A 24205-nucleotide genomic window follows, 5' to 3' on the forward strand; every position below is an offset into this window, starting at 1 on the left:
TTGATGAATGACACACCGGCGCGTCCCACGGACGGCCTGCGCTTCGCCTTCGGCACCCTCACCGTGCTGCCCGTGACCGTCACCCGCTGGGACCGCCGTGCGGCGCGCGGCGGAATGCTCTGCGCGCCGCTGGCCGGGCTGGTCGTCGCGCTGGCCGCCGCCGCGCTCGGGGCGGTACTGCTGGCACTGGGCGCCAGCGCGCTGGTGGCCGCCGTCGCCACGGTGGCCGTACCGGCCGCGCTGACCCGGGGGCTGCATCTGGACGGGCTGGCCGATGTCGCCGACGGGCTGGGCAGCGGCAAGGACGCGGACGGCGCGCTGCGGGTGATGAAGCAGTCCGACATCGGCCCGTTCGGGGTACTCACCCTGGTGCTGGTGCTGCTGGCGCAGATCGCGGTGGTCGCCCAGCTCTATGCGGACAGCTGGGCCCGGGGCGCCGTTGGCTTCGCCGTCACCCACGCCGCCGCCCGTACGGCGCTGACGCTGGCGGCCCGCCGGGGTGTTCCGGCGGCTCGCCCGGACGGGCTCGGCGCGGCGGTCGCCGGAGTGGTGCCGGTGCGGTACGCCGCCGGGACCGGCGCCCTGACGGTGCTTCTGGCTACGGTGGCCGGGGCGCTGTTCGGCCCGTACGGCGCCCTCCAGCACGGCAGCGCGGTGCTGCTGGGGCTGGGCGCGTCCGAGCTGCTGCTACGGCGTTGCCGCCGCCGGTTCGGCGGGGTGACCGGTGATGTCTTCGGCGCGCTGGCCGAAGTCAGCCTCACCGTTGGCCTGTTCGTGCTCACGCTGGGCTAAGGGGTGTGCGGTGGGTCTCCGCGGCGTCGCGACGCCTGGCACGCACGCTCGCCGCGTTGTCGTCGGTCGCCAACCAACCAGGTTGGCTTCCTCCTCCGCCTTGCGATCGCACGCACCAGACGCCGCTCCTCCCCCCACGGAGACCCACCGCACACCCCTTGGCCCCAGCTCTCATTCGTACCTAGGCGTAGGCTCGGAGCATTCAGGAATCGACGGAACAGGATCTCCAAAACCGTGACTGCACTGACCCTCAGCACTTCGTCCGCCGCGACGCTGCGCGCGGACGCCGTCGTCATCGGTGTCGCCAAGGGCGAGCACAAGAAGAACGGGGACACAACTCCGGTCATCGCCCTGGGGGCGGAGGCCGTGGACGAGGCCTTCGGCGGCAAGCTCGCCACCATCCTGGAGACGCTCGGCGCGAGCGGTGGTGAGGGCGAGGTCACCAAGCTCCCGGCGCCGGACGGTGTGAAGGCGCCACTGGTGCTGGCCGTTGGGCTCGGCGAGGCCCCGGCCAAGGGCGAGCCCTATGGTCCGGAGGTACTGCGCCGGGCCGCCGGTGCGGCGGCCCGGGCGCTGGCCGGGACGAAGAAGGGGGGCTTCGCACTGCCCGTGGACGGCGATGTGGAGGCCGTGGCGGCCGTCGCCGAGGGCGCGCTGCTGGGTGCCTACGCCTTCACCGAGTTCCGCAGCGGCGATGGCGGGAAGGGGAACGGCGACAAGGGAAAGGACAAGGGAAAGAAGGCCAGGAGGAACGACAACGGCGAACCGCTCGCCGAGGTCGCAGTTCTGGGCGCCAAGCCGCGGGACAAGGCGCACAAGGCGGCCGCCGAGCGCGCCAGTGTGCTGGCCGAGGAGGTGGCCCGTGCCCGCGACCTGGTCAACACCCCGCCCAACGCCCTCAACCCGAAATCCTTCGCCGAACAGGCCCAGGCCGCGGGCAAGGAGCACGGCCTCAAGGTCGAGGTGCTGGACGAGAAGATGCTCGCCAAGGGCGGCTACGGCGGCCTCGTCGGCGTCGGACAGGGCTCGCAGAATCCGCCGCGGCTGGTCCGGCTCTCGTACACGCACCCCAAGGCGAAGAAGTCCCTCGCCCTCATCGGCAAGGGCATCACCTATGACTCGGGCGGTATCTCACTCAAGCCCGCCGGTCACAACGAGACCATGAAGTGCGACATGAGCGGCGCCGCGGCGGTCTTCGCGGCCGTCGTGGCCGCCGCCCGGCTCGGTCTGAAGGTCAACATCACCGGCTGGCTGGCGCTCGCGGAGAACATGCCGTCCGGTTCGGCCATCCGTCCGGGTGATGTCCTGACCATGTACAGCGGTAAGACGGTCGAGGTGCTCAACACCGACGCCGAGGGCCGCCTGGTGCTGGCCGACGCACTGACCCGCGCGAGTGAGGACTCCCCGGACGCCCTGGTGAACGTGGCGACGCTGACCGGGGCGATGGTCGTGGCTCTCGGCCACCGCACCTTCGGCATCATGTCCAACGACGACGCCTTCCGCACCCAGGTCCACGAGACCGCCGAGGAGGCCGGTGAGCAGTCCTGGCCGCTGCCGATGCCCACCGAGCTGCGCAAGGCCATGGACTCGCCGGTCGCCGACATCGCCAATATCGGCGAGCGGATGGGCGGCGGCCTGTCCGCCGGGCTGTTCCTGAAGGAGTTCGTCCCCGAGGACACCCCGTGGGCGCACCTGGACATCGCGGGCCCGGCCTTCAACGAGTCCGCACCGTTCGGCTACACCCCCAAGGGCGGCACCGGCTCCGCCGTGCGTACCCTCGTCCGGCTGGCCGAGCGGACGGCCGACGGCGAGCTGGGCTAGCTCGCGGGCGCTACGGAGGAAGGGTGCCCTTCCTCCGTAGCGCCCGGGGCCCCACGGCGGGACACTGGTGGTGACGGCAGGAGGACGCCATGCCCACCACCTACGACGGTCACCGGCGCAGCCACTCCATTGGCCTGGATCTCTTCACGCTGATCCTCGTCGCTCTTGTCGTCGGACTGGTGACGAGCATCATCGGCAGCGGCTGGCCCGGCTATATTCCGGTACTGATCACCGCGGCGGCGGTTCTGATCGCCTGGGCCGTGCTCTCCTACCGGGGCACACACCCGCCCTACCGGGGCGATCCGCACCATCGGTAGCCGCGCGACCAGTACCGTTGTTCGCCCAGAGCGATCCTGCGGAGTACCCGCCGGTAGAGGCCCTGTGTGCCCCTACTTCTGGTACTAAGACCGCTTACATCCGTCTCAGAGCCCGGCCCGGCGTCCCGTCGTCCGCCGACAAGTGCGAAGATGTTGTCTCGGCAGGACAGGGGCCCGCTTAACCCACAGGGCCGAAGCAAGCGGCCGAACATACAGCCGCCCGGTCATAGCCGACCGGCTCCGGCGCACCCATGCATGGAGGACGTGACGTGGCGAACGACGCCAGCACCGTTTTCGACCTAGTGATCCTCGGAGGCGGTAGCGGTGGTTATGCCGCTGCCCTGCGCGCTTCGCAGCTGGGTCTGGACGTCGCCCTGATTGAGAAGAACAAGGTGGGCGGCACCTGTCTGCACTATGGCTGTATCCCCACAAAGGCGCTGCTGCACGCCGGCGAGATCGCCGACCAGGCGCGGGAGAGCGCCGAGTTCGGTGTCAAGGCCAGCTTTGACGGCATCGACATGGCGGGCGTGCACAAGTACAAGGACGGCGTGGTCTCCGGCCTGTACAAGGGCCTGCAGGGTCTGATCGCCTCCCGCAAGATCACCTACGTGGAGGGTGAGGGCCGCCTCTCCTCCCCGACCTCGGTGGATGTGAACGGCCAGCGCTACCAGGGCCGCCACATCCTGCTCGCGACCGGTTCCGTGCCGAAGTCGCTCCCGGGCCTGGAGATCGACGGCAACCGCATCATCTCCTCCGACCATGCCCTGGTCATGGACCGCGTCCCGCAGTCCGCGGTCATTCTGGGCGGCGGCGTCATCGGCGTCGAGTTCGCCTCCGCCTGGAAGTCCTTCGGCGCCGACGTCACCATCGTCGAGGGCCTTCCGCATCTCGTCCCGTCCGAGGACGAGAACAGCTCCAAGCTGCTGGAGCGGGCCTTCCGCAAGCGCGGCATCAAGTTCTCGGTGGGCACCTTCTTCGAGAAGGCCGAGTACACCGAGAACGGCGTCAAGGTCACCCTGGCCAACGGCAAGGAGTACGAGGCCGAGGTGCTCCTCGTCGCCGTCGGCCGTGGCCCGGTCTCGCAGGGCCTGGGCTATGAGGAGGCCGGGGTCAGCATGGACCGCGGCTTCGTCCTGGCCGACGAGTACTGCCAGACGAACGTGCCGACCATCTCGGCCGTCGGTGACCTCATCCCCACCCTCCAGCTCGCGCACGCCGGCTTCGCCGAGGGCATCCTGGTGGCGGAGCGGCTCGCCGGGCACAAGGTCGTACCGATCGACTACGACGGCGTCCCGCGCGTCACGTACTGCCACCCGGAGGTCGCCTCCGTGGGCATCAGCGAGGCCAAGGCCAAGGAGGTGTACGGCGCCGACAAGGTGGTGACCCTGAAGTACAACCTCGGCGGCAACGGCCGGAGCAAGATCCTGAAGACCGCAGGCGAGATCAAGCTCGTCCAGGTCCGCGATGGTGCCGTGGTCGGCGTCCATATGGTCGGTGACCGGCTCGGCGAGCAGGTCGGCGAGGCCCAGCTGATCTACAACTGGGAAGCGCTGCCGGCTGAGGTCGCGCAGCTCATCCACGCCCACCCGACACAGAACGAGGCGCTTGGCGAGGCCCACCTGGCGCTGGCCGGGAAGCCGCTGCACTCCCACGACTGATCACGTCGGGCGCGACCGCACGACCACATTCGTAAAACTCGTAAGGAGCAACCGAAACCATGGCGGTTTCCGTAACCCTTCCGGCGCTCGGTGAGAGCGTCACCGAGGGCACCGTCACCCGCTGGCTCAAGGCCGAGGGTGAGCGCGTTGAGGCCGATGAGCCGCTGCTCGAGGTCTCCACCGACAAGGTCGACACCGAGATCCCGGCTCCGGCCGCTGGCGTGCTGGCGAACATCAAGGTCGCCGAGGACGAGACGGTGGAGGTCGGCGCTGAGCTGGCCGTCATCGATGACGGCACCGGCGCTCCCGCCGAGGCCAAGCCCGAAGCCGGGGCGGAGGCGAAGGCGGAGGCCCCAGCCGCTGAGCCCGCTCCGGCAGCACAGCCCGAGCCCACCCCCGCCCCGGCGCAGGCCGAGGCGCCCGCACCGGCTCCGGCCGCCGAGGGCACCGATGTCGTGCTGCCCGCCCTGGGCGAGTCCGTCACCGAGGGCACCATCACCCGCTGGCTCAAGCAGGTCGGCGAGGAGGTCGCGGAGGACGAGCCGCTGCTCGAGGTCTCCACCGACAAGGTTGACACCGAGATCCCGGCTCCCACCTCCGGCACGCTGCAGGAGATCCTGGTCGGCGAGGACGAGACCGCCGAGGTCGGCTCCAGGCTGGCCGTCATCGGTAAGGGCGCTCCGGCCCAGGCCCCGGCCCCCGCCGAGCCCGCCCCGAAGCCCGCGGAGCCTGCCCCGGCCCCGGCGCCCGAGCCCGCCCCGAAGCCCGCTGCCGAGGCCCCCGCCGCCCCGGGTCCGGTGACCCCGGCTGAGGCCCCCGCGCCGGCTCCGGCCGCCCCTGGGCCGACTCCCGCCGCGGCGCCCGCCGCTCCGGCACCAGGCGGTGAGGGCGCCTACGTCACCCCGCTGGTGCGCAAGCTCGCCAGTGAGAGCGGCGTGGACCTGGCCGAGGTCAAGGGCACCGGCGTCGGTGGCCGTATCCGCAAGCAGGACGTCATCGCCGCCGCCGAAGCCGCCGAAGCCGCCAAAACACAGCCGCCGGCCGCCGCGGCTCCGGCCGCCCCGAAGGCTCCGGCCCTTGAGGTGTCGCCGCTGCGCGGCCAGACGGTGAAGATGCCGCGGATCCGCAAGCTCATCGGCGACAACATGATGAAGGCCCTGCATGAGCAGGCGCAGCTCACCAGCGTGGTCGAGGTGGACACCACCAAGATCATGAAGATGCGCGCCCGCGCGAAGGACGCCTTCGCCCAGCGCGAGGGCGTCAAGCTCTCGCCGATGCCGTTCTTCGTCAAGGCGGCCGTCCAGGCGCTGAAGGCCCACCCGGTCGTCAACGCCCGGATCAACGACGCTGAGGGCACCATCACCTACTTCGACACCGAGAACATCGGTATCGCGGTGGACTCGGAGAAGGGCCTGATGACCCCGGTCATCAAGGGTGCCGGCGATCTCAACCTCGCCGGTATCGCCCGGAAGACCGCGGAGCTGGCCGGCAATGTCCGCGCCAACAAGATCTCCCCGGACGACCTCTCCGGCGCGACCTTCACGATCAGCAACACCGGCTCCCGCGGTGCGCTGTTCGACACGGTCATCGTGCCGCCTTCCCAGGTTGGCATCCTCGGCATCGGTGCGACCGTCAAGCGCCCGGTGGTCATCGACCACCCGGAGCTGGGCGAGACCATCGCGGTGCGCCACATGACGTACCTGGTGCTCTCCTACGACCACCGTCTGGTGGACGGCGCCGACGCCGCCCGCTACCTGACGACGGTCAAGGAGATCCTGGAGGCCGCGGAGTTCGAGTCCGAGCTCGGTCTCTGAGACCAGCCGCTGAGACCGGCCGCTGAGCCGGCCTGGCCAAACGGTGTGCCCCCGCCCGGAGTGATCCGGGCGGGGGCCGCCGTATTCTTGCTCATCGAGCCCGCGAAGGAGCACCCATGACCCCGCCCGTCGTCCACTCGCTGCGCGAGCAGATCCGCGAGCACATCGTGGAGGGGATCGTCAGCGGCCGCTGGAAGCCGGGCGAGCGGATTGTGGAGCGGCGGATCGCGGTGGAGCTGGAGGTCAGCCAGACGCCCGTGCGGGAGGCGCTGCGCGAGCTGGAGACCCTGCGGCTGATCGAGTCGGCACCGAACAAGGGCGTACGGGTACGGGCGCTGTCAGCCGCCGACCTGGAGGAGATCTACCCGGTGCGGGCCGGTCTGGAGCAGATCGCCGCCGAGCTGGCCGCGCCCCGGCTGGCGGAGGATGTCTCGGCGCTGGAACCGCATGTGGCGGCGCTCTATGAGGCGGACCGCGCCGGGGACGCGGAAGCGCAGGTCAGGCATACGGTGGCCTTCCACCGTGAGCTGGTGCGGGCCGCGGGGAACAGTGTGCTGCTGCACACCTGGGAGTCGCTGGGTATTGAGGTGTGGACCGCGCTTTCCATTCGCTGGCTGGGGACGGTGCAGGAGTCCTATGCGGAGGAGCATGAGGCGGTCGTCAAGGCGTTTCGGGGGCGGGATCCGCGGGTGGCTGAGCTGGTGAAGGACCACGTCCTGGGCTGCGCGCCCCGCGCCTAGCGCGGCTCCGCCGCGTGGCGGGGCTTCGCCCGGACCCGGGGTGCCGTGGGTGGGGTGCCCCCGTATCCCGCCCCTTCCCGTAACCGGGGCTTCGCCCCGGGCCCCGGGGTTGGCCCGGTGCGGGCCGGTGGCCGGTGTTGTGCCCACCCGTGCCGCCCCTCGGGCGGCCCGAGTGCCCACAACACTGTGGGGCTCGGTGCCCACAACAGTTGGGAACCTGGGCCTGGGTCCGCGCCAATACGCAACGCACCGCCCACGCCAGTACCAAAGCTCCGGCCCGCCCCGTAGCAGGGCAAGCTTGCGGCACTGGGTGTAGGGATTTGTGGCACGGGATGCCAATTTGGTCCTGTGGCGGGGTTTTTTCCTTCCCGAGCTTTGATCGATCATCGATCGCACCGTACAGTCGACCGGCGGACTCACCCCCTGTCCTGCCCTGCCTTGCCTCAACACCTCACCGTCCCCATCCGGAAGGCGGCCGCCATGACCGACCCCACCCGCACTCAGCCGAGCGAGCTCGACCAGCTCCCGGACCGCGACCCCCAGGAGACCGCCGAGTGGCGCGAGTCCCTGGACGCCGTCGCCAAGGCCGCGGGCCCGCAGCGCGCCAGCTACCTGGTGCGCCGGACCGTCGAGCACGCCCAGCACAGCGGGCTCCAGGTGCCCTCGCTGCTGGAGACGGAGTACGTCAACACCATCCCCACCGCCGCCGAGCCGGACTTCCCCGGCGATGAGGCGATGGAGGCGCGTATCACCGCCTGGAACCGGTGGAACGCCGCCGCGATGGTCACCCGTGGCAGCCGCTACGGCGTCGGCGGCCATATCGCCACCTTCGCCTCCGCCGCCTGGCTCTATGAGACCGGCTTCCAGCACTTCTTCCGCGGCAAGGAGGCGGAGGACGGGTCCGGCGATCAGCTCTACATCCAGGGCCACGCCTCCCCCGGTATCTACGCCCGTGCCTTCCTCGACGGCCGCCTCACCGAGCAGCAGCTGGACCACTTCCGCCAGGAGGCGGGCGGCAAGGGGCTGCCCTCCTATCCGCACCCGCGGCGGCTGCCCTGGATGTGGGAGTTCCCCACCGTTTCCATGGGCCTTGGCCCGCTCTCCGCGATCTACCAGGCGCGCTTCAACCGCTATCTGGCCAACCGCGGCATCAAGGACACCTCCGCCTCGCACGTATGGGCCTTCCTCGGCGACGGCGAGATGGACGAGCCCGAGTCGACCGCCGCCCTTGCGCTCGCCGCCCGGGAACAGCTCGACAACGTCACCTTCGTCATCAACTGCAACCTTCAGCGCCTCGACGGCCCGGTCCGCGCCAACTTCAAGATCGTGCAGGAGCTGGAGGCCCAGTTCCGCGCGGCGGGCTGGAATGTCATCAAGTCGCTCTGGGGCACCGCCTGGGATGAGCTGATCCAGCTCGACACCACCGGCTCGCTGCTCCGCCGTCTGCGTGAGGTCCCGGACGCCCAGTTCCAGACGTACGCCACCCGCGATGTGGCCTACATCCGCGAACACTTCTTCGGCGCCGACCCGGCGCTGGCGGAGATGGCGAAGCTGCTGTCCGACGCCAAGATCGCCGAGTGCTTCCACACCTCCCGCGCGGGCCACGAGCCGCGCAAGGTGTACGCCGCGTACCGGGCCGCCGTAGCGCATCAGGGCGCGCCCAGCGTGATCCTCGCCCAGACGGTGAAGGGCTATACGCTCGGCCCCGGCTTTGAGTCGCGCAACGCCAACCACCAGATGAAGAAGCTGACGGGCAAGGAGTTCCGCGCCATGCGGGACCTGCTCGAACTTCCCATCCCGGACAGCAGGCTCGACGATGAGCTCGTCCCGTACGCGCATCCCGGCGCCGACTCCCCCGAGGTCCGCTACCTCCAGGAGCGCCGCGCCGCACTCGGCGGCCCGGCCCCGGCCCGCAAGGTGCACCCGGTCGCGCTGCCCGAGCCCGCGGACCGGCCCTTCAAGGCGATGGAGAAGGGCTCCGGCTCCCAGGAGATCGCCACCACCATGGCCTTTGTGCGGCTGGCCAAGGATCTGATGCGGGACAAGGAGACCGGTAAGCGCTGGGTTCCGATCGTCCCCGACGAGGCCCGTACGTTCGGTATGGAGGCGCTCTTCCCGTCCGCCGGGATCTACTCCCCCCTCGGCCAGACGTACGATCCGGTCGACCGCGACCAGCTGATGTACTACAAGGAAGCCAAGGACGGCCAGATCCTCAACGAGGGCATCACCGAAGCGGGGGCCATGGCGGACTTCACCGCCGCGGCGACCTCGTACGCCACCCACGGCGAACCGATGATCCCCTTCTACATCTTCTACTCGATGTTCGGCTGGCAGCGCACCGCCGACCAGTTCTGGGCGCTCGGCGACCAGCTCGGCCGTGGCTTCGTCATCGGTGCCACCGCGGGCCGTACGACGCTCACCGGTGAGGGCCTTCAGCACGCGGACGGCCACTCTCCGCTGATCGCCGCCACCAACCCGGCGGCGCTGAGCTATGACCCGGCCTTCGCCTATGAGATCGGCGTCATCGTCAAGGACGGCCTGCGCCGGATGTACGGCCCGGACCCCGAGAAGAACGAGAACGTCTTCTACTACCTGACGGTCTACAACGAGCCCAAGGTCCAGCCCGCGATGCCGGAAGGCGTCGAGGAAGGCATCATCAAGGGCCTCTACCGCTTCAAGGAGGCGGAGCTCGAGGGGACCGCTGCCGCCGAGGCCCCCCGCCTCCAGCTGCTGGCCTCCGGCACGGCCATCCACTGGGCCCTGGAGGCCCAGCGACTTCTCGCCGACGACTGGGGTGTGGCCGCCGACATCTGGTCCGCCACCTCCTGGGGCGAGCTGCGCCGCGACGCGCTGGAATGCGACGCCGCCGCCCTCCACGGCGAGGACCGCACCCCCTATGTGACCCGGGTGCTGGAAGGCGCTCCCGGCCCGGTCCTCGCGGTCAGCGACTGGATGCGCCAGGTGCCGGACCAGATCAGCCAGTGGGTCCCGCAGGACTACTCCTCTCTGGGCACTGACGGCTTCGGTCTCTCCGACACTCGCGAGAACGCCCGCCGTCACTTTGGTGTCGACGCCCAGTCCATCACCGTGGCGGCGCTGGCCCAGCTCGCCCGCCGTGGCGAGGTCAAGCACGAAACAGTGCGGCGGGCCGCCGAGGCCTACGGCCTGGCCTGACCGCCCCTACGGCCCCGCGGCCGCATCCCGGCAGTGCCGGGATGCGGCCGCGGTGGTTTCCGGCCCGGATCACGCCTCTTGACACAGCGCGATCCTCCGGTAGAAGCACACCCGGTCCTGCCCGGGCCCGTCATAGTCGCTGTGTACGAACAGGCCGTCGATCTCGCGGTCACCCTTTTCGAGGTCGAACCCCATGGCCTGGTGAAACGCGACAGACCCGGTGTTCGCTGGCGAGGTGATCGCACGCACCTCCTGGCGGCCCGCCCGGGCGGCGCGTTGGAGGAACACCGTGTAGAGCCTGCGACCCAGGCCCTGCCCACGCAGCGCCGGATCCACTCCTACGAAGTGGACATAGGCCTCGTTCGCGTTGTCGGCGGAGTAGAAGCCAACCAGAAACGCCTTGATCCCTGCCTCATCCTCCAGCACCAGGCTGGTGCTGGAGAAGAACTGCAAGAACAGCTTCGGCAGCAACAGGGACAACTCACGGGCCTGATCAGGGGTGCGTGAGTCACCCCACCACTCGCGCACGCACTCGACAAGCGTTCGGTGGTCGGAGACACGGGCCTGGCGCACCGCTGGCATTCCGTTCTCCCTTCATATCGGGGCCTTATCAGCCACCGTCGTGGACATTCCGTGCGGTGACGTTCCGGCTCTACAGGTGACCCAACCTTGCCACCGTCCGCCAGATTCAGTCTGATCAGCCCCTCTGCCGCCTGGACGCTCGGCCAAGCCGACCGCACACCCGCGACCGGTGCAGCAGCCGGTCAATCTTCTGCCGGGAGGCGCCGAGGGCTGGCCGCAGCTGTCGCCATGGCCAGGAGGTGGCCAGCAACACGATGCATAATCTGGACACTTGGCTCGCCTCCGCGAAGGCCGCCGGGCCCGCGACAAGACCGTCGCCCGCTACGCGGGCAAGAGCGAGTAGTCAGACGGTTAGTCAGACGGCAATACCGCACTGCCAAAAGCGACCGCCCGACCCGCTAAGCGGAATTATGCATGCCGATGCATATCGATAGCGCTTGCGGTCGTCATCGGTTACTGTACGGGCGCCAACTCCCCCTGCAGGAAGGAAAAATGACCCTGATGAGGAAACTCTTCATAGCCGTCCTCACCGGCGCGCTATTGCTGGGTGCCGCACCGGCTGCCACAGCGGCCAAGGCCGAGACCGCCACGACGGCGGCGCCCGCGGCGACGGCGGCACCCGCGGCGCCCGCGGCGAAGAAGGCCAAGCTGCGAAAGCTGTATGACTACCGCTTCTTTGTGAAGAAGGACTGCTCAAGCAGCATCACAGGCTGTTCCCGAGCGACGGTCAAGGCTCACCCGAAGAAGGCATGGTCCCAGCTCAAGAAGTGCTTCAACTGCACGTTTCCGGTCAAGGGAGCCCCCAAGGCCTTCCCCAAGCAAGGCCAGCACATCAAGCTGAAGGCCTGCGCCGCCGGCCTGTTCTGCAAGAACGCCCCGGTTAAGTATTACAACCGCAAGGGCTATAGCTGGATGTTCACCGCGCAGAAGGGACACTTCGACGGCGCCGGGTCGAAGGTCTACTTCCACTGGTACCAGGACAAGAACAAGAACCTGAAGCTGCGCGTCTGGGCCTACGTCGCCAAGCCTTCCGTACCGGACTCGGCCAACAAGTCCTTCGCGAAGCAGACCTGGAAGAAGTTCTCCCGGAATATGGGCAAGAAGCTCTGCCCCAACTCCCTGATGTGCAAGTACTGAGCCGTGCCCGGCAGGAAAGAAACTGAGCGGGGCCCGGCGTGCCGGGCCCCGCTCACTCTGCGGTTCAACCCGCCTATTCCGCCGAGGAGTCGGACTCCTGCTGCACATCGGGGAGAGTGCGCAGCTTGAGGATGGCCGCGAGCAGCCCGCCCCATACAATGGCGATGGAGCCGATCATCATCACAATGGCACCAGCCGACATCAGCGGCTCCTCTCATCCAGGGAGTCCTCATCCAACTCGGCCGCGCCGCCCCGCCGCCAGGGGATCAGGGCGAGGAGGACAGCGATGAGGAGCGCACCGATGGCGACCCCCCATCCGGCCCAGAGCAGGAACGTGGTCGGGAGCTCCGCGTAGTTTTCCGCGAGCTCCTGGCGGAACGCATCCACGAGCATCCAGCCCAGCACCAGCGGGGTGATCACCCCGAGGCAGATGCGCCACCAGTGGCCGAGCCGCACCGCGGAGGTCGCGTCGGCGTTCTTCTGCAGCTGTGGCAGCCGACGCAGCAGCCATGCCACCGTCACCACGCTGACCAGCGCGGCGAGAGCGATGCCGTACTGGTTGATGAAGTGGTCGGAGGCGTCGAGTAGATAGAGCCCGGTATCGGTCGGGAACAGCACAAGGGAGGCGAGCGCCACAGCGCCGCCGCACAGGAACACCGAGGGCACCCGGCCCAGTCCGGTCCGGTCCTGCACCGCGGATACGACCACCTGCACGATGCTGATCAGCGAGGACAATCCGGCGATCACCAGTGAACCGAAGAACAGCACCCCGAAGAAGGTGCCCAACGGCATATTGGAGATGATCGTCGGGAAGGCGATAAAGGCCAGCCCGAGACCACCCTCGACGACGTCGCCGACCTCCTTGCCGGAGTTGACGGCCAGGAAGCCCAGCGTCGAGAAGACGCCGATGCCCGCCAGCAGTTCAAAGGAGCTGTTGGCCAGACCGGCCACCAGGGCGGAGCCGGTGAGGTCGGCGCGGCGCCGCAGATACGAGGCGTAGGTGATCATGATGCCGAAGCCGATGGACAGCGAGAAGAAGATCTGTCCGTAGGCCGCGACCCAGACCTTGCCGTCTCTGAGTGCTCCCCAGTCGGGCGAGAAGAAGGCGTCGAGACCGACGACCGCACCCTCCAGCGTCAACGCCCGGATCACCAGGATCACAAAGAAGATGACCAGCAGCGGAATAAAGATCTTGTTGGCGCGTTCAATGCCGCGCCGGACGCCGAAGACGAGGATGATCAGCACAGCCACCCAGACGGCGAGCAGCGGCCAGAACACTCCGCTGACATACGCGGACATGGCCCCGGGCTGCTCGGCGCGCTGCAGGAAGTTCACGATCAGGAACTCATCAGGGCTGTTGCCCCACTGCTGCCCGACGGAGAAGCCGACGTAGCGCACGGCATAGGCGAGGATGACCGCGTAGTAGGTGGCGATCACAAAGCAGATCGTGACCTGCCACCAGCCGATGAACTGGGCGGGACCGGCCAGTTGGCGGTAGGCCGCGGGCGGTGACTTACGGTGCTTGCGGCCGATCGTATATTCCATGATCAGCAGCGGGAGACCTGCGGTGAGCAGGGCGATGAGGTAGGGGAGCAGGAATGCTCCACCACCGTTCCTGAATGCCTCGGCTGGGAATCTCCAGATATTGCCGAGCCCGATCGCTGAACCGATCGCGGCCAGCAGGAAGCCCGCACGAGTGCCCCACTGTTCGCGGGGTTGATTGGCCATAGTTGGATTCCTTGGTGACTGTATAGGTGACTGAACGTTAGCAGCGACGCCAGCCGAAGCCGCACAATGCCTCTATGCGCGCTGCCCGGCTGATCAAGATGGTGTTGTTGCTTCAGGCACGGCGGGCGATGACCGCCGCCGAACTCGCCGAGGAGCTGGAGGTATCCGAACGCACCGTAGTACGGGATGTGGCCGCGCTGTCAGAGGCTGGGGTGCCGGTATACGCAGACCGGGGACGGGCTGGCGGGTACCGGCTGGTTGGCGGCTACCGGACGCGGCTGACCGGGATGGGGCGCAGTGAGGCCGAAGCGCTGTTTCTGTCCGGGGTGCCGTCCGCGCTGCGGGACATGGGGCTCGCGGATGCGGCGTCGGCGGCGCGGCTGAAGGTGTCGGCGGCGCTCAGTCCCGAGCTGGGCGATGCGCAGAGCAGCGTGGCGCAGCGGTTTCATCTGGACGCGCCTGGCTGGTGGCAGGAGCCGGAGACCCCGGAGCTGCTGGCCGTTATCGCGGACGCGGTCTGGGACGACCGCCGGATCAGCGTGCGCTACCGCCGTCAGGACGAAGAGGCCGAGCGGGAGTTGGAGCCGTACGGGCTCGTGCTCAAGGCGGGCGTGTGGTATCTCGTGGCGGGCGTGGACGAGGACTTCCGGGTCTACCGGGTGGACCGGTTTACGGCGGTGGCCGTGGGTGAGGAGCGGTTCGTACGGGATGAGGTGTTCGATCTGCCCGGCTTCTGGGCGGAGCGTGCGGCCGCTTTCGCCCGGTCGATTCTCCGGGCGGAGGTCGTCCTGCGGCTGTCGGAGGCCGGGGCGCGGCGGCTGCGGTACACCACCGACCGGACCGCCGCGGATGAGGCCGTGGCGGAGGGCGAGCGCGACGGGCAGGGGTGGATCACCGTCACCCTGCCCGTCGAGTCACTGGAGGTGGCCTACAGTCAGCTCCTCGCCCTGGGCCCGGAGGCCGAGGTGCTGGCGCCCGCCGCGCTGCGCGAGCGCTTCGCTCAGGCGGCGGACGGGATGGCGGCGCTCTACGGACACCGGCACCTTAACCGTCACTGTCACGGCCACGGTCAGCGGTAGTCAGCGGCGTTCGCGTCCTTGCCGCCGATGGCGACCTCGGCGATATACCGCCAGGCGTCCGGCTGCGAGCCGTCGGCGTCCGTAACGCCGTATTCGCGGGCGAGCTGCCCGCTGGAAAGGGCCTGACCGTTCCAGCGCGCCACCTCGGGATCGCTCGCCAGGGCGGCCACACACCGGCCGATCAGCAGCGGCGACTCAGCGATCGCGAAGTGCGGATCCTGCTTGACCGCGTCGCGCCAGTTCTCCTCGGTCACGCCGAAGTGGTCCAGCATCTGCTCGGAGCGCAGAAAGCCGGGGGTGACGCAGACCCCCACGCCGCCGTACTCCTTCAGTTCGGCGGCGAGCCCCTGCGCCATCCGGATCGGGGCGTACTTGGCCAGGTCGTAGAAGAAGCTCTCGCGGTAGCCCTTGTTGGACTCGGCCGTGCCGTCGGTCACCTCGATCGCCAGACCGCCGGGCCGCCGGATCAGCAGTGGCAGCGCGGCGTGGCTGGTGACCAGGTGGGTTTCCACGCCGAGCCGCAGCATCCGCAGCCCCTCGTCCAGGTCGAGCTCCCACAGCTTCTTCCCGAAGGTGAGCAGATGGTCACCGCCCCAGATGTCATTGACCAGGATGTCCAGCCGTCCTTGCTCCCGGTCGATCCGCTCGACCAGGTCCGCTACCTCCTCCGGTACGAGGTGGTCGGTACGCACCGCGATCCCGATGCCGCCCGCGGCCGTCACCTGCTCCGCTGTCTCCTCGATCGTCTCGGTGGACCGGCCGACCTCGCTCACCCGCTCGCGGGTGGTGCGGCCGGTCGCGTAGACGACCGCCCCGGCCCGCCCCAGCTCCACGGCCATCGCCCGGCCCGCGCCCCGGGTGGCGCCCGCCACCAGCGCCACCTTGCCGGTCAGCGGCTTGTGCGTGCTCACGCTCACGTATCTGCTTCCTCCCACTGCGGTTCTCTGCCGCGTTATGCGTTCGAAGAGACCCTGTCAGCGATATCAGACACCTTCTGTCTGACTTTCCCCGAGAACATCCGGCATCATCCGGCATCACCCGGGCCCCAGGGAGCACCCCGGTAACGACACAGCCGCATCTGGGTGACTCCACGTGCGTGGCGGGGCGGCAGGGCTGATGCTGGTCCCGTGACGATGCACGAGGACGAGTTCTGGGAACTCATCGACAGCAGCCGGGCGGCCGCCGAGGGCGACCCGGTGGACCAGGCTGAGCTGCTTGTCGAGCGGCTTGTCCAGCTCGACCCGGAGACCGTCACCGACTTCGCCCGTCACTTCGAGGCCCGCTACAACCGCGCCTACCGCTGGGATCTGTGGGGCGCGGCCTGGGTACTGCTGGACGGGGCCAGCGACGATGTCTTCGACGCCTTCCGCTGCTGGCTGATCGGGCAGGGCCGGGAGGTGTTCGAGGGCGCGCTGCACAATGACCCGGACGCGCTCGCCGAGCTCCTTGAGGACTTCGACGCAGAGGTCGACGGTGATGGCGAGGAACTCGGTTATGCGGCCGACGAAGCGTACGAACAGCTGATCGGGTCCGAGCTGCCGGAGCTGGGGCTGCCCGAGCCACCGGAGGAGCCGGAGGGCACGCCGATCGACTTTGAGAACGACCAGGTCATGGCGGACCGTTTCCCCAGGCTCTGGGCACGTTTCAAGGCGTGAGTCCGGCCAGCGAGCGCCCCATCAGCACATCGTCGATGTACTCACCCTCCAGCAGGAACTCCCCCGGCAGCACACCCTCCACGGCGAATCCCTCGGAAGCGTAGAGCGCCCGCGCCGGAACGTTGTGGCTCAGCACCCGCAGGGTGATACGTACCGCTCCCTGCCGCCGGGAGGCATCCATCGCCGACCGCAGCAGTGCCCGCGCCACACCCCTGCCCCGCGCCCAGTTGTCCACCGCGAGGCCCTGGATCTGCCGTACATGGGCATTGCTGGCGAGCGGGGTGGGCGGGACGACCCGGATATAGCCCGCGATACGGCCGTCGAGCTCAGCGATGAGATGCTGCCGGGGCGGGTGCGTCGCGTCGAAGAGCGGGCGGTACGGGGGCCGGGGCCGTGGTGACACGGCGTGCAACGGGGACCAGATGCGCCGGTCCAGCTCGGCCAGCGGCACACCGTCGGCGGGTACGGCCGCACGGATGGTCACAGCGTGGAGCATGCGCGCCACTGTGCCTCGCGTTCCGCTCCCCCGTCCACCAGGATTGGTCGCATGCGTATCGCGATCACCGGATCAACCGGACTTATCGGCTCCGCCCTTGTCCGCTCGCTGCACGCCGACGGTCACGAGGTGGTGCGGCTGGTGCGGCGTCCCGCCAAGACGGGAGACGAAGTCCAGTGGGACCCCAAGGGGGGTTATGTCGATACGGCCGGGCTGGCCGGCTGCGAAGCCGTTGTCCACTTGGCGGGCGCGGGCGTCGGCGACAAGCGGTGGACGGCCGCGTACAAGCGGGAGATCCGGGACAGCCGGGTGCTGGGCACCACCACCATCGCCGAGGCGATCGCCTCTCTTGACACCCCGCCGCACACCCTGGTGAGCGCCAGCGGCATCAACTATTACGGCGACACCGGTAACCGCGCGGTCGATGAGAGCGATCCGCCGGGCAGTGGCTTCCTCGCCGAGGTCTGCCAGGAGTGGGAGGCGGCCACGGCCCCGGCCGAGCGGGCCGGGGTACGGACCGTCCACGCCCGCAGTGGGCTGGCCGTAGCGCAGCAGGGAGGCGCCTGGGGCAGGCTCTTCCCCGTCTTCAAGGCGGGACTTGGCGGCCGGATGGGCAACGGGCGGCAGTACTGGAGCTTTATCGCGCTGCACGACCATGTCGCCGCTCTGCGCTTTGTGCTGGACAACGCCACGGTCTCCGGGCCGGTCAATCTGACCGCCCCCGATCCGGTCACCAACCGGGAAGTGACCGCCGCCATGGGCCGGGTGCTGCGCCGGCCGACCTTCGCCGCCGTCCCGGCGCCCGTGCTGCGGCTGGCCGTCGGTGAGTTCGCCGATGATGTCCTGGGCAGCTTCCGGGTGATCCCCGTGAAGCTGCTGGAGTCCGGCTTCACTTTTGCCTTCCCCCGCATCGACGACGCGATCCGGGCGGCACTGCGGTAGGGAGGACCCGCATCAGGGTTCCTCCCGCCCACCCCGTCGCGGTTCGACCGGCCACGCCTCTACGCAACCCACCACCCACACCAACCCCAACGCTCCGGCCCGCCCCGTATCGGGGTTCGCCTCGCGTGCGACCGGCTTGCGACCGTGCTCTGTCGCTGCGCGACTGCCCCGGACGGCCTGCCTCCGTATCGTCGTGCCGACCGAGCATTGGTCGCGCCGGTTGAGGGCATCAGCTCGGCATCGGGTTACGACCTCGGGGAGGGCACGTGCTCAGCACTGCACCCATACGTCGCACGGACGCCGTGGATGTCGTCATCGTCGGAGCCGGACTCGCCGGGCTCGCCGCGGCACATCATCTGACCAGTGCCGGGCTGGCCGTCACCGTGCTGGAGGCCACCGGGCGGGTGGGCGGCCGGATGGCCACCGAGCGGTTCGACGGCTACCGGCTCGACCAGGGCGGGCAACTCCTCTGCCCGGACTGGGCGGAGCTGACCCGCTGTCCCGGCTTGGCCGCCCTCGCCCTGCGGCCCTTCTCCCCCGGAGCGCTGATCCGGGGCGCTGACCGTACCGTGCGGATCTGTGGCAGCCGGTCGCTGCGGCCCTGCGGGAGCACAGGGGGCGCACGCCATACGCCGCGCGCCCTCACCTATGCGCTGGACGCCGCTCGGCTACGCGGCCAGCTCGCCCGGCTCGCCACTACCCCGGTGCCCCGGCTGCGTGCCCGGGCCGAACTCCCCGCCGCCCGGGCGCTGTCCGCCCGGGGCATCCGGGGGCGTACGGCCGACGCGCTGGTGCGGCCGCTGGTCGGGGCGCTGCTCTGCGACCCCGGGCTCACCACCTCCAGCCAGGTGGTTGATCTGGCGCTGCGCGACTTCGCCCGGCGCGGGCTGTGTCTGCCCGCGGGAGGCGCGGCCACGGTGCCCGAGCTGCTGGCCGGTGGGCTGCCGCCCGGTACGGTCCGTACCGGCGTACGGGCCGTCCGCATCGCGACCAACGCGGTGGAGACGGCCGCCCATGGCACGCTCGGCTGCCGCGCGGTCCTGATCGCCACCGGCGCCCAGAACGCGGCGGAGCTGCTGCCGGGGCTGCGGGTGCCGGGCTTCCACCCGGTGACCGTGCTGCACCACGCGGCGGACGCGGCGCCGCCGCCCGCCGACACCTCTCTCCTGCTGGAGGCGGACCGGCGCGGACCGGTCTCCCACACGATGGTCGCCTCAGCGGTCGATCCTTCCCGTGCCCTGCCGGGCCGTACGCTCGTGACCTCGGTGGTGCTGGGGCGAAACGCGCGTGACTCGGTCACGGCGCTCGACAAGGCGGCCCGGCCCCAACTCGGCGCGCTGCACGGCGCGCCCGCCGAGCAGTGGGAGCTGATCGCCGCGCACCACGAGCCGTACGCCGTGCCCGCCATGCCCGCCCCGCACGACGCGCACCGGCCGGTGCGGATGCTGTCCGGCCTCTATGTCTGCGGCGACCACCGCGATACGGGCACCCCGCAGGGTGCGCTGCACTCGGCCCGGCGGGCGGCCAGTGCGATCTGCCGGGACTTCGGAGTCCGTACCGCCGCGCTCGCGGCGGCGCGAACAGCCGCGTAGGGGTGCCTCCATGACACGTTAGGCGCCCTTCGGGCATCGCGCGCGCTGGGGAATGCGTACGGGTGCAGTCCGCCCGGACACGGTGTCGAAGAGCGGCATCGGGCACAGCGCGTGAGACCAGTAAGTCATGCAATACGACAAATCCAGCTCTTCTCGCCGCATGCTGCTGCGTGGCGTCGCCTGCCTCGGGCTGCTCGGCGTCTACCGCACGGTGACCGCCCCACCAGCCCACGCACCCGGCTCGGGCATCTTCGCCGCACATCCCGACGACGCTCGTACGACCGCCGAGTCCGCCTACCGGCTGCGTCCCCTCCTGGGCACCGCCCGAATGCCACCGGCCGGGCCACAGCGGCGCCCGGTCGCCCCCCGTGAGACCGCCCAGCGCACGCTCCGCGAGCCGGGCAAGAAGATCGCCCTGACCTTCGACGATGGCCCGCACCCCCGGCAGACCCCAGCCATCCTGCGGATCCTGCGCCAGCACGACACCCGGGCCACCTTCTTCATCATCGGCGAGAACGCCGTCTGGAACCCGGATCTGGTGAAGGCCATCGCCGAGCACGGCCATGTCATCGCCAACCACTCCTGGAGCCATCCGCAGCTCAACCGGATCCCCACCAGCCGGGTACGCAAGGAGCTGGGCCGCACCTGCGATCTGATCGAACGCGCCCTGGGGGCCGGGCCCCGCTTGGCCCGCGCGCCGTACGGCGCCTGGCACAAGCCCTCACTGAAGATCTGTGCCGAACTGGGGATGGAGCCTGTGGGCTGGTCCATCGACACGATGGACTGGAAAACCCCGGGGGCCAGGACCATCCGGTCGCGGGTGCTGACCGGGGCGCATCCCGGTGCGATCGTTCTGGCCCACGATGGGGGCGGCGACCGCTCGCAGACGGTCGCCGCGCTCGCCTACTATCTGCCCCGCCTGATCGATCAGGGCTACACGATGGTCCAACTCACCTGACGCCGGCTCCGCCGCACGGCGGGGATCCACCCAGCTGCAGGGGTACCGGTGGGTGGGTTTTCCCCAATTCCCGCCCCTTCCCGGCTGTGCCGGTATGCGGCTCCGCCGCGCGGCGGGGCTCCACCCGGCTGCGGGCGGTGCCGTGGGTGGGTTCCCCGTATCTCGCCCCTCCCCGGCTGTGCCAGTGTGCGGCTGCACCGCGCGGCGGGGCTTCGCCCGGCTGCGGGGGTGCCGTGGGTGGGTTCCCCGTATCCCGCCCTTTCCCGGAAACCGGGGCTTGCGCCCCGGGGCCCCGGGGTTGGTCCGGTGCGGGCCGGTGGCCGGGTTGTGCCCACCCACAGCGCCTCGCGGGGCTGCGAGTGCCCACAACACGGTGGCGCTCGGGTGGCCACAACACCTCGGGGTCTGGGGGCGGAGCCCCCAGTTTCGGGAAGGGGCGGGTCAGGGGAAACAAACCCCCGCCCCGTTACAGCAGGGACTCGATGGTGATGGGGAGTTGGCGGATGCGACGCCCCGTAGCGTGATGCACCGCGTTGGCGATGGCCGCGGCCGCCCCGGCCTGGCCGATCTCGCCGACGCCCTTGACACCCAGCGGGTTGACCACCGAGTCCGTCACCTCGACCAGCTCCACCTCCACCTCGGGGGCGTCGGCGTTGACCGGGACGAGGTATTCACCCAGGCTGGCATTGGCCCAGCGGCCGGTCCTGGCCTCCATCACGCTGGCTTCCAGCAGGGCCTGGCTGAGCCCCCAGAGCATCCCGCCCATCAGCTGGCTACGGGCGGTCTTGGCGTTGAGCACCCGGCCGGGCGCGAAGGCGCCGGTCATCCGGCGCACCCGGACAAGTCCGAGGCCGGGGTCGACGGCGACCTCGGCGAACTGGGCGCCGAAGGTGAGCATCCCGTACGGGGCGTCCCGGCCCGGCGGGCTCCAGGCGCCGGAGGCCTCCGCGTCGGGCTGGAAGTTGCGCCGCAACATCTCCGCGTAGCTCTCACCGCTGTCCGGACGGTCCCGCAGCACCATACGGCCGCCCCGCAGGATCACCGCATCCGGGGCGGCGCCGTGCAGCGGCGAGCCGGGGTCGGCGAGGGCCTGGGCGATCAGCTGGTCGCGCAGGGCGATCGCGGCGGAGTGCACAGCGGCGCTGATCATGCCGGCACCGGAGGAGCCAACGGCCGCCGCGACATTGGGCAGATCGGTGTCGCCGCCCTCAAAGCGCACCTGCTCCACGGGCAGTCCCAGTGCCTCGGCGGCGACCTGGGTCATGGCGGTGGTCACACCGGTGCCGAAGTCGGAGACGGCAGCCTGGACAACGGCCGTACCGTCGGCGTAGACCCGGGCGCGGGCCCGCTGTGGATTGCTGGGCGGGTAGACGGGATAGGCGCTGGCGGCCATGCCGAGCCCGATCATCCAATTGCCGTCCCGTACGGGCGGATGGGCGCGCCGCTCCCAGCCGAAGCGTTCGGCCCCGCGCTGGTAGCACTCCTTGAGGCCATGGCTGGACCAGGGGTTGCCGGTGCTGGGATCGACCTCGGCGAAGTTGCGTAGCCGCAGATCCAGCGGGTCACGGCTGAGCCGTTCGGCGAGTTCGTCCATGGCGCACTCCAGGGCGAACAGACCGGTGGCCTCGCCCGGGCAGCGCATAAAGGTCGGCGTCATCGTGTTGGCGCGGATCAGCCGGTAGACGCCCTCGTAGTTGTCGCAGGCGTACATCCGTTCGGCAACGCCGAGGGAGGGCTCGGCCCAGTGGTCGAAGTGCGAGGTGGGCGAGAGCTTGTGGTGACGCAGCGCGGTGAGCCGTCCATCGTGGTCCGCGCCCAGCGTGATCTGCTGCTCCTGCTCCTCCCGGTGACCGCAGGAGGTGAACATCTGCTCCCGGGTGAGGGCGAGCCGCACCGGCCGTCCGACGTGCCGGGCGGCGAGCGCGGCCAGCGCCGAGTGGTGCCAGACCATGGCCTTGCCGCCGAAGCTGCCGCCGACGTAGTGGCCGATGACCCGGATCTTGGAGTGCGGGATGCCGAGCAGCGCGGCGACGGTGTGCTGGGTGGCGGTCACGCCCTGGGTCGCGTCATGCAGGGTGAGCTGGTCGCCGTCCCACTGCGCGGTGGTGGCCGAGGTCTCGATGGCGTTGTGGTGATTGGCGGCGAAGGTGTACGTGGCCTCCAGCTGGATCTCGGCCTTCTCCAGACCGGCCCGTACATCGCCGCGCTCGACACGCCCCGGAACAAAGCCCCCGAAGATGGCTTCGGGCTCGTACGCCTGGTCGCGTGCCTGGTCCAGCACGGTGACCGACTCCGACTCCGCGTAGCTGATCTTGACCAGGTGTGCCGCGTACAGGGCGCGTTCATAGGTGTCGGCGATGACGACGGCGACATGCTGCCCCGCGTAGTGCACGGTGTCGTCCTGCATCGGGAAGAACGTCTCGCCGGGCGCGGCGGCTCCCGCGAGGGACGGTACGAGCGGGGGCTGGGCCGCGATCTTGGGCAGGTTCGCATGGGTGAGTACGGCCAGGACACCGTCGGCCGCCTCGGCCTCCCCGGTGTCGATGGTGGTGATCCGGCCGCTGGGCACCCGGGCGCCGACCAGCACGGCATGGGTGAGGCCCGGCAGGGCGGTCTCGGCGGTGTAGCGGGCGCCGCCGGTGACCTTGGGGCGGCCGTCGACCCGGTCCAGCGGCTGGCCGATCGCCGTGTCCGCGGTGTAGTCCGTGACGGTGCTCATGCCGGGCTCCCGGGCTGGGTGAGGGTCTCCAGGGCGCGGACGATCGCCCGCTGGGCGAGTTCGACCTTGAAGGCGTTCATCGCGGTGGTACGGGCCGGCGCCAGCTCCTCGCGGGCGGCCCGGGCGTAGTTCTCCCGCTGGGCGGCGGCGCCCAGCAGGAGCCGTTCGGCACGGCGGGCCCGCCACGGCTTGGTGGCGACGCCGCCGAGCGCAAGCCGTACACCGCTGACAGCGCCCCGGTCCACGCTCAGCGCGGCGGCGACGGACACCAGGGCGAACTCGTAGGACGCCCGGTCGCGGATCTTCAGATAGAGCGAGGTACGCGCCAGCGGGGTGCCCGGCACCTCGATGGAGGTGACCAGCTCACCGTGGCCCAGTGGATGTTCCCGGTGCGGGGAGTCGTCGGGCAGCCGGAAGAAGCTGTCGAAGTCATACACCCGCTCGCCATCCGTGGACTGGGTGTGGACGCGGGCGTCCAGGGCCATCAGGGGGACAGCGACATCCGAGGGGTGGGTGGCGATGCAGTGGTCACTGGTGCCCAGCACCGCATGGGTGCGGTTGACGCCCTCCAGCGCGCTGCAACCGCTTCCCGGGTCGCGCTTGTTGCAGGGTGATTCGGCGTCCCGGTAGTAGCCGCAGCGCACCCGCTGCATGAGGTTGCCCCCCATAGAGGCCATCTGGCGCAGTTGCGCCGAACCCCCCAGCTCCAGGGCCTGGGCGACCATCGGAAACCGTTCCCGCACCATGCCCGACTTGGCGACGTCACTCATCCGGGCCAGCGCCCCGATGCGTACTCCGTCGTGCGGCAGCTCCTCAATCGCGGTGAGCGGCAGATCGTTGATGTCGACAAGCCGTCGTGGGGAGAGCACGTTCTGCCGCAGCAGATCCACCTCGGTGGTGCCACCGGCCAGAAAGTCGCTCAGCGGGTCGGCGGTGACGGTCTGGACCGCGCCGGACACATCGGCGGCACGGGAGTAGCTGACTGGTCGCATGCGAAAAGT

General features: G+C 69.9%; 20 protein-coding genes. 13 read left to right on the forward strand and 7 right to left on the reverse strand.

Annotated elements, in window-relative coordinates:
• The first annotated feature begins 3 nt into the window (after positions 1–3).
• The 7 genes from test1122_RS04010 (at position 4) to aceE (ending at position 10316) form a co-directional block, all read left to right on the forward strand.
• On the forward strand, positions 4–792 hold the full coding sequence (locus test1122_RS04010) for an adenosylcobinamide-GDP ribazoletransferase (RefSeq protein WP_232267773.1): 789 nt from the start codon (positions 4–6) through the stop codon (positions 790–792).
• A 234-nt stretch (positions 793–1026) separates the two neighbouring features.
• Positions 1027–2613, forward strand: a complete 1587-nt coding sequence (locus tag test1122_RS04015; RefSeq protein WP_232267774.1) for a leucyl aminopeptidase — start codon at positions 1027–1029, stop codon at positions 2611–2613.
• 89 nt (positions 2614–2702) lie between these two features.
• Positions 2703–2930 (forward strand): hypothetical protein, encoded by a 228-nt coding sequence (locus test1122_RS04020; RefSeq protein ID WP_232267775.1) that lies wholly within the window; start codon positions 2703–2705, stop codon positions 2928–2930.
• Positions 2931–3199: 269 nt separating this feature from the next.
• Positions 3200–4588, forward strand: a complete 1389-nt coding sequence (lpdA, locus tag test1122_RS04025) for a dihydrolipoyl dehydrogenase (protein ID WP_232267776.1) — start codon at positions 3200–3202, stop codon at positions 4586–4588.
• Positions 4589–4647: 59 nt separating this feature from the next.
• Positions 4648–6402: a 2-oxoglutarate dehydrogenase, E2 component, dihydrolipoamide succinyltransferase gene (gene sucB, locus test1122_RS04030; RefSeq protein WP_232267777.1), complete on the forward strand. Its 1755-nt coding sequence runs from the start codon at positions 4648–4650 to the stop codon at positions 6400–6402.
• 116 nt (positions 6403–6518) lie between these two features.
• Positions 6519–7142 (forward strand): GntR family transcriptional regulator, encoded by a 624-nt coding sequence (locus tag test1122_RS04035; protein WP_232267778.1) that lies wholly within the window; start codon positions 6519–6521, stop codon positions 7140–7142.
• 480 nt (positions 7143–7622) lie between these two features.
• Positions 7623–10316 carry a pyruvate dehydrogenase (acetyl-transferring), homodimeric type gene (gene aceE / locus test1122_RS04040; protein WP_232267779.1) on the forward strand — a complete coding sequence of 898 codons (2694 nt, stop codon included), beginning with the start codon at positions 7623–7625 and terminating at the stop codon, positions 10314–10316.
• Positions 10317–10385: 69 nt separating this feature from the next.
• Here the strand turns inward: aceE and test1122_RS04045 are convergent, their stop codons facing one another.
• A complete protein-coding gene (locus test1122_RS04045; RefSeq protein ID WP_232267780.1) occupies positions 10386–10898 on the reverse strand; it encodes a GNAT family N-acetyltransferase in 513 nt (170 codons plus the stop codon).
• A 501-nt stretch (positions 10899–11399) separates the two neighbouring features.
• Here test1122_RS04045 and test1122_RS04050 point away from each other — a divergent pair.
• The gene (locus tag test1122_RS04050) at positions 11400–12035 is read left to right on the forward strand and encodes a hypothetical protein (protein WP_232267781.1); all 636 of its coding nucleotides are present in this window, start codon (positions 11400–11402) and stop codon (positions 12033–12035) included.
• Between the two features lie 73 nt (positions 12036–12108).
• Here test1122_RS04050 and test1122_RS04055 read toward each other — a convergent pair whose 3' ends face one another.
• On the reverse strand, positions 12109–12237 hold the full coding sequence (locus test1122_RS04055) for a methionine/alanine import family NSS transporter small subunit (protein ID WP_232267782.1): 129 nt from the start codon (positions 12235–12237) through the stop codon (positions 12109–12111).
• Positions 12237–13763, reverse strand: a complete 1527-nt coding sequence (locus tag test1122_RS04060) for a sodium-dependent transporter (RefSeq protein ID WP_232267783.1) — start codon at positions 13761–13763, stop codon at positions 12237–12239. The genes test1122_RS04055 and test1122_RS04060 overlap by 1 nt, the downstream gene beginning before the upstream one ends.
• 74 nt (positions 13764–13837) lie before the next feature.
• Here test1122_RS04060 and test1122_RS04065 point away from each other — a divergent pair, with 74 nt between their 5' ends.
• Positions 13838–14842 carry a helix-turn-helix transcriptional regulator gene (locus test1122_RS04065; protein ID WP_232267784.1) on the forward strand — a complete coding sequence of 335 codons (1005 nt, stop codon included), beginning with the start codon at positions 13838–13840 and terminating at the stop codon, positions 14840–14842.
• Here test1122_RS04065 and test1122_RS04070 read toward each other — a convergent pair.
• Positions 14833–15753 carry an SDR family oxidoreductase gene (locus test1122_RS04070; protein WP_232271750.1) on the reverse strand — a complete coding sequence of 307 codons (921 nt, stop codon included), beginning with the start codon at positions 15751–15753 and terminating at the stop codon, positions 14833–14835. The two genes, test1122_RS04065 and test1122_RS04070, sit on opposite strands and share 10 nt — an antisense overlap.
• Before the next feature lie 222 nt (positions 15754–15975).
• On the opposite strand from test1122_RS04070, the gene test1122_RS04075 reads away from it, so the two are divergent.
• A complete protein-coding gene (locus test1122_RS04075; RefSeq protein ID WP_232271751.1) occupies positions 15976–16497 on the forward strand; it encodes a DUF4240 domain-containing protein in 522 nt (173 codons plus the stop codon).
• Here test1122_RS04075 and test1122_RS04080 read toward each other — a convergent pair.
• Complete coding sequence (locus test1122_RS04080) at positions 16487–16993, reverse strand: GNAT family N-acetyltransferase (protein ID WP_232267785.1); 507 nt, start codon at positions 16991–16993, stop codon at positions 16487–16489. The two genes, test1122_RS04075 and test1122_RS04080, sit on opposite strands and share 11 nt — an antisense overlap.
• A gap of 42 nt (positions 16994–17035) precedes the next feature.
• Here test1122_RS04080 and test1122_RS04085 point away from each other — a divergent pair, with 42 nt between their 5' ends.
• The 3 genes from test1122_RS04085 to test1122_RS04095 all read left to right on the forward strand — a co-directional run bounded on the left by test1122_RS04085 (position 17036) and on the right by test1122_RS04095 (position 20485).
• Positions 17036–17935 carry a TIGR01777 family oxidoreductase gene (locus test1122_RS04085; RefSeq protein WP_232271752.1) on the forward strand — a complete coding sequence of 300 codons (900 nt, stop codon included), beginning with the start codon at positions 17036–17038 and terminating at the stop codon, positions 17933–17935.
• A gap of 266 nt (positions 17936–18201) precedes the next feature.
• Positions 18202–19527 (forward strand): FAD-dependent oxidoreductase, encoded by a 1326-nt coding sequence (locus tag test1122_RS04090; protein ID WP_232267786.1) that lies wholly within the window; start codon positions 18202–18204, stop codon positions 19525–19527.
• A 127-nt stretch (positions 19528–19654) separates the two neighbouring features.
• The gene (locus tag test1122_RS04095; RefSeq protein ID WP_232267787.1) at positions 19655–20485 is read left to right on the forward strand and encodes a polysaccharide deacetylase family protein; all 831 of its coding nucleotides are present in this window, start codon (positions 19655–19657) and stop codon (positions 20483–20485) included.
• A 466-nt stretch (positions 20486–20951) separates the two neighbouring features.
• On the opposite strand, the gene test1122_RS04100 is transcribed toward test1122_RS04095, so the two are convergent.
• Positions 20952–23204 (reverse strand): xanthine dehydrogenase family protein molybdopterin-binding subunit, encoded by a 2253-nt coding sequence (locus test1122_RS04100; RefSeq protein WP_232267788.1) that lies wholly within the window; start codon positions 23202–23204, stop codon positions 20952–20954.
• Complete coding sequence (locus test1122_RS04105) at positions 23201–24196, reverse strand: FAD binding domain-containing protein (protein WP_232267789.1); 996 nt, start codon at positions 24194–24196, stop codon at positions 23201–23203. Before test1122_RS04105 ends, test1122_RS04100 begins: the two co-directional genes overlap by 4 nt.
• Between the last annotated feature and the right edge of the window lie 9 nt (positions 24197–24205).

This window comes from Streptomyces gobiensis, from assembly GCF_021216675.1.
In the GTDB taxonomy this organism is placed as follows: domain Bacteria; phylum Actinomycetota; class Actinomycetes; order Streptomycetales; family Streptomycetaceae; genus Streptomyces; species Streptomyces gobiensis.

Coding starts and splice junctions, on each gene's coding strand:
- test1122_RS04010 (WP_232267773.1), top strand. CDS start 4: ATGAATGACACACCGGCGCGTCCCACGGACGGCCTGCGCTTCGCCTTC.
- test1122_RS04020 (WP_232267775.1), top strand. CDS start 2,703: ATGCCCACCACCTACGACGGTCACCGGCGCAGCCACTCCATTGGCCTG.
- sucB (WP_232267777.1), top strand. CDS start 4,648: ATGGCGGTTTCCGTAACCCTTCCGGCGCTCGGTGAGAGCGTCACCGAG.
- test1122_RS04035 (WP_232267778.1), top strand. CDS start 6,519: ATGACCCCGCCCGTCGTCCACTCGCTGCGCGAGCAGATCCGCGAGCAC.
- aceE (WP_232267779.1), top strand. CDS start 7,623: ATGACCGACCCCACCCGCACTCAGCCGAGCGAGCTCGACCAGCTCCCG.
- test1122_RS04045 (WP_232267780.1), bottom strand. CDS start 10,898: ATGCCAGCGGTGCGCCAGGCCCGTGTCTCCGACCACCGAACGCTTGTC.
- test1122_RS04050 (WP_232267781.1), top strand. CDS start 11,400: ATGAGGAAACTCTTCATAGCCGTCCTCACCGGCGCGCTATTGCTGGGT.
- test1122_RS04055 (WP_232267782.1), bottom strand. CDS start 12,237: ATGTCGGCTGGTGCCATTGTGATGATGATCGGCTCCATCGCCATTGTA.
- test1122_RS04060 (WP_232267783.1), bottom strand. CDS start 13,763: ATGGCCAATCAACCCCGCGAACAGTGGGGCACTCGTGCGGGCTTCCTG.
- test1122_RS04065 (WP_232267784.1), top strand. CDS start 13,838: ATGCGCGCTGCCCGGCTGATCAAGATGGTGTTGTTGCTTCAGGCACGG.
- test1122_RS04075 (WP_232271751.1), top strand. CDS start 15,976: ATGCACGAGGACGAGTTCTGGGAACTCATCGACAGCAGCCGGGCGGCC.
- test1122_RS04080 (WP_232267785.1), bottom strand. CDS start 16,993: ATGCTCCACGCTGTGACCATCCGTGCGGCCGTACCCGCCGACGGTGTG.
- test1122_RS04095 (WP_232267787.1), top strand. CDS start 19,655: ATGCAATACGACAAATCCAGCTCTTCTCGCCGCATGCTGCTGCGTGGC.
- test1122_RS04100 (WP_232267788.1), bottom strand. CDS start 23,204: ATGAGCACCGTCACGGACTACACCGCGGACACGGCGATCGGCCAGCCG.
- test1122_RS04105 (WP_232267789.1), bottom strand. CDS start 24,196: ATGCGACCAGTCAGCTACTCCCGTGCCGCCGATGTGTCCGGCGCGGTC.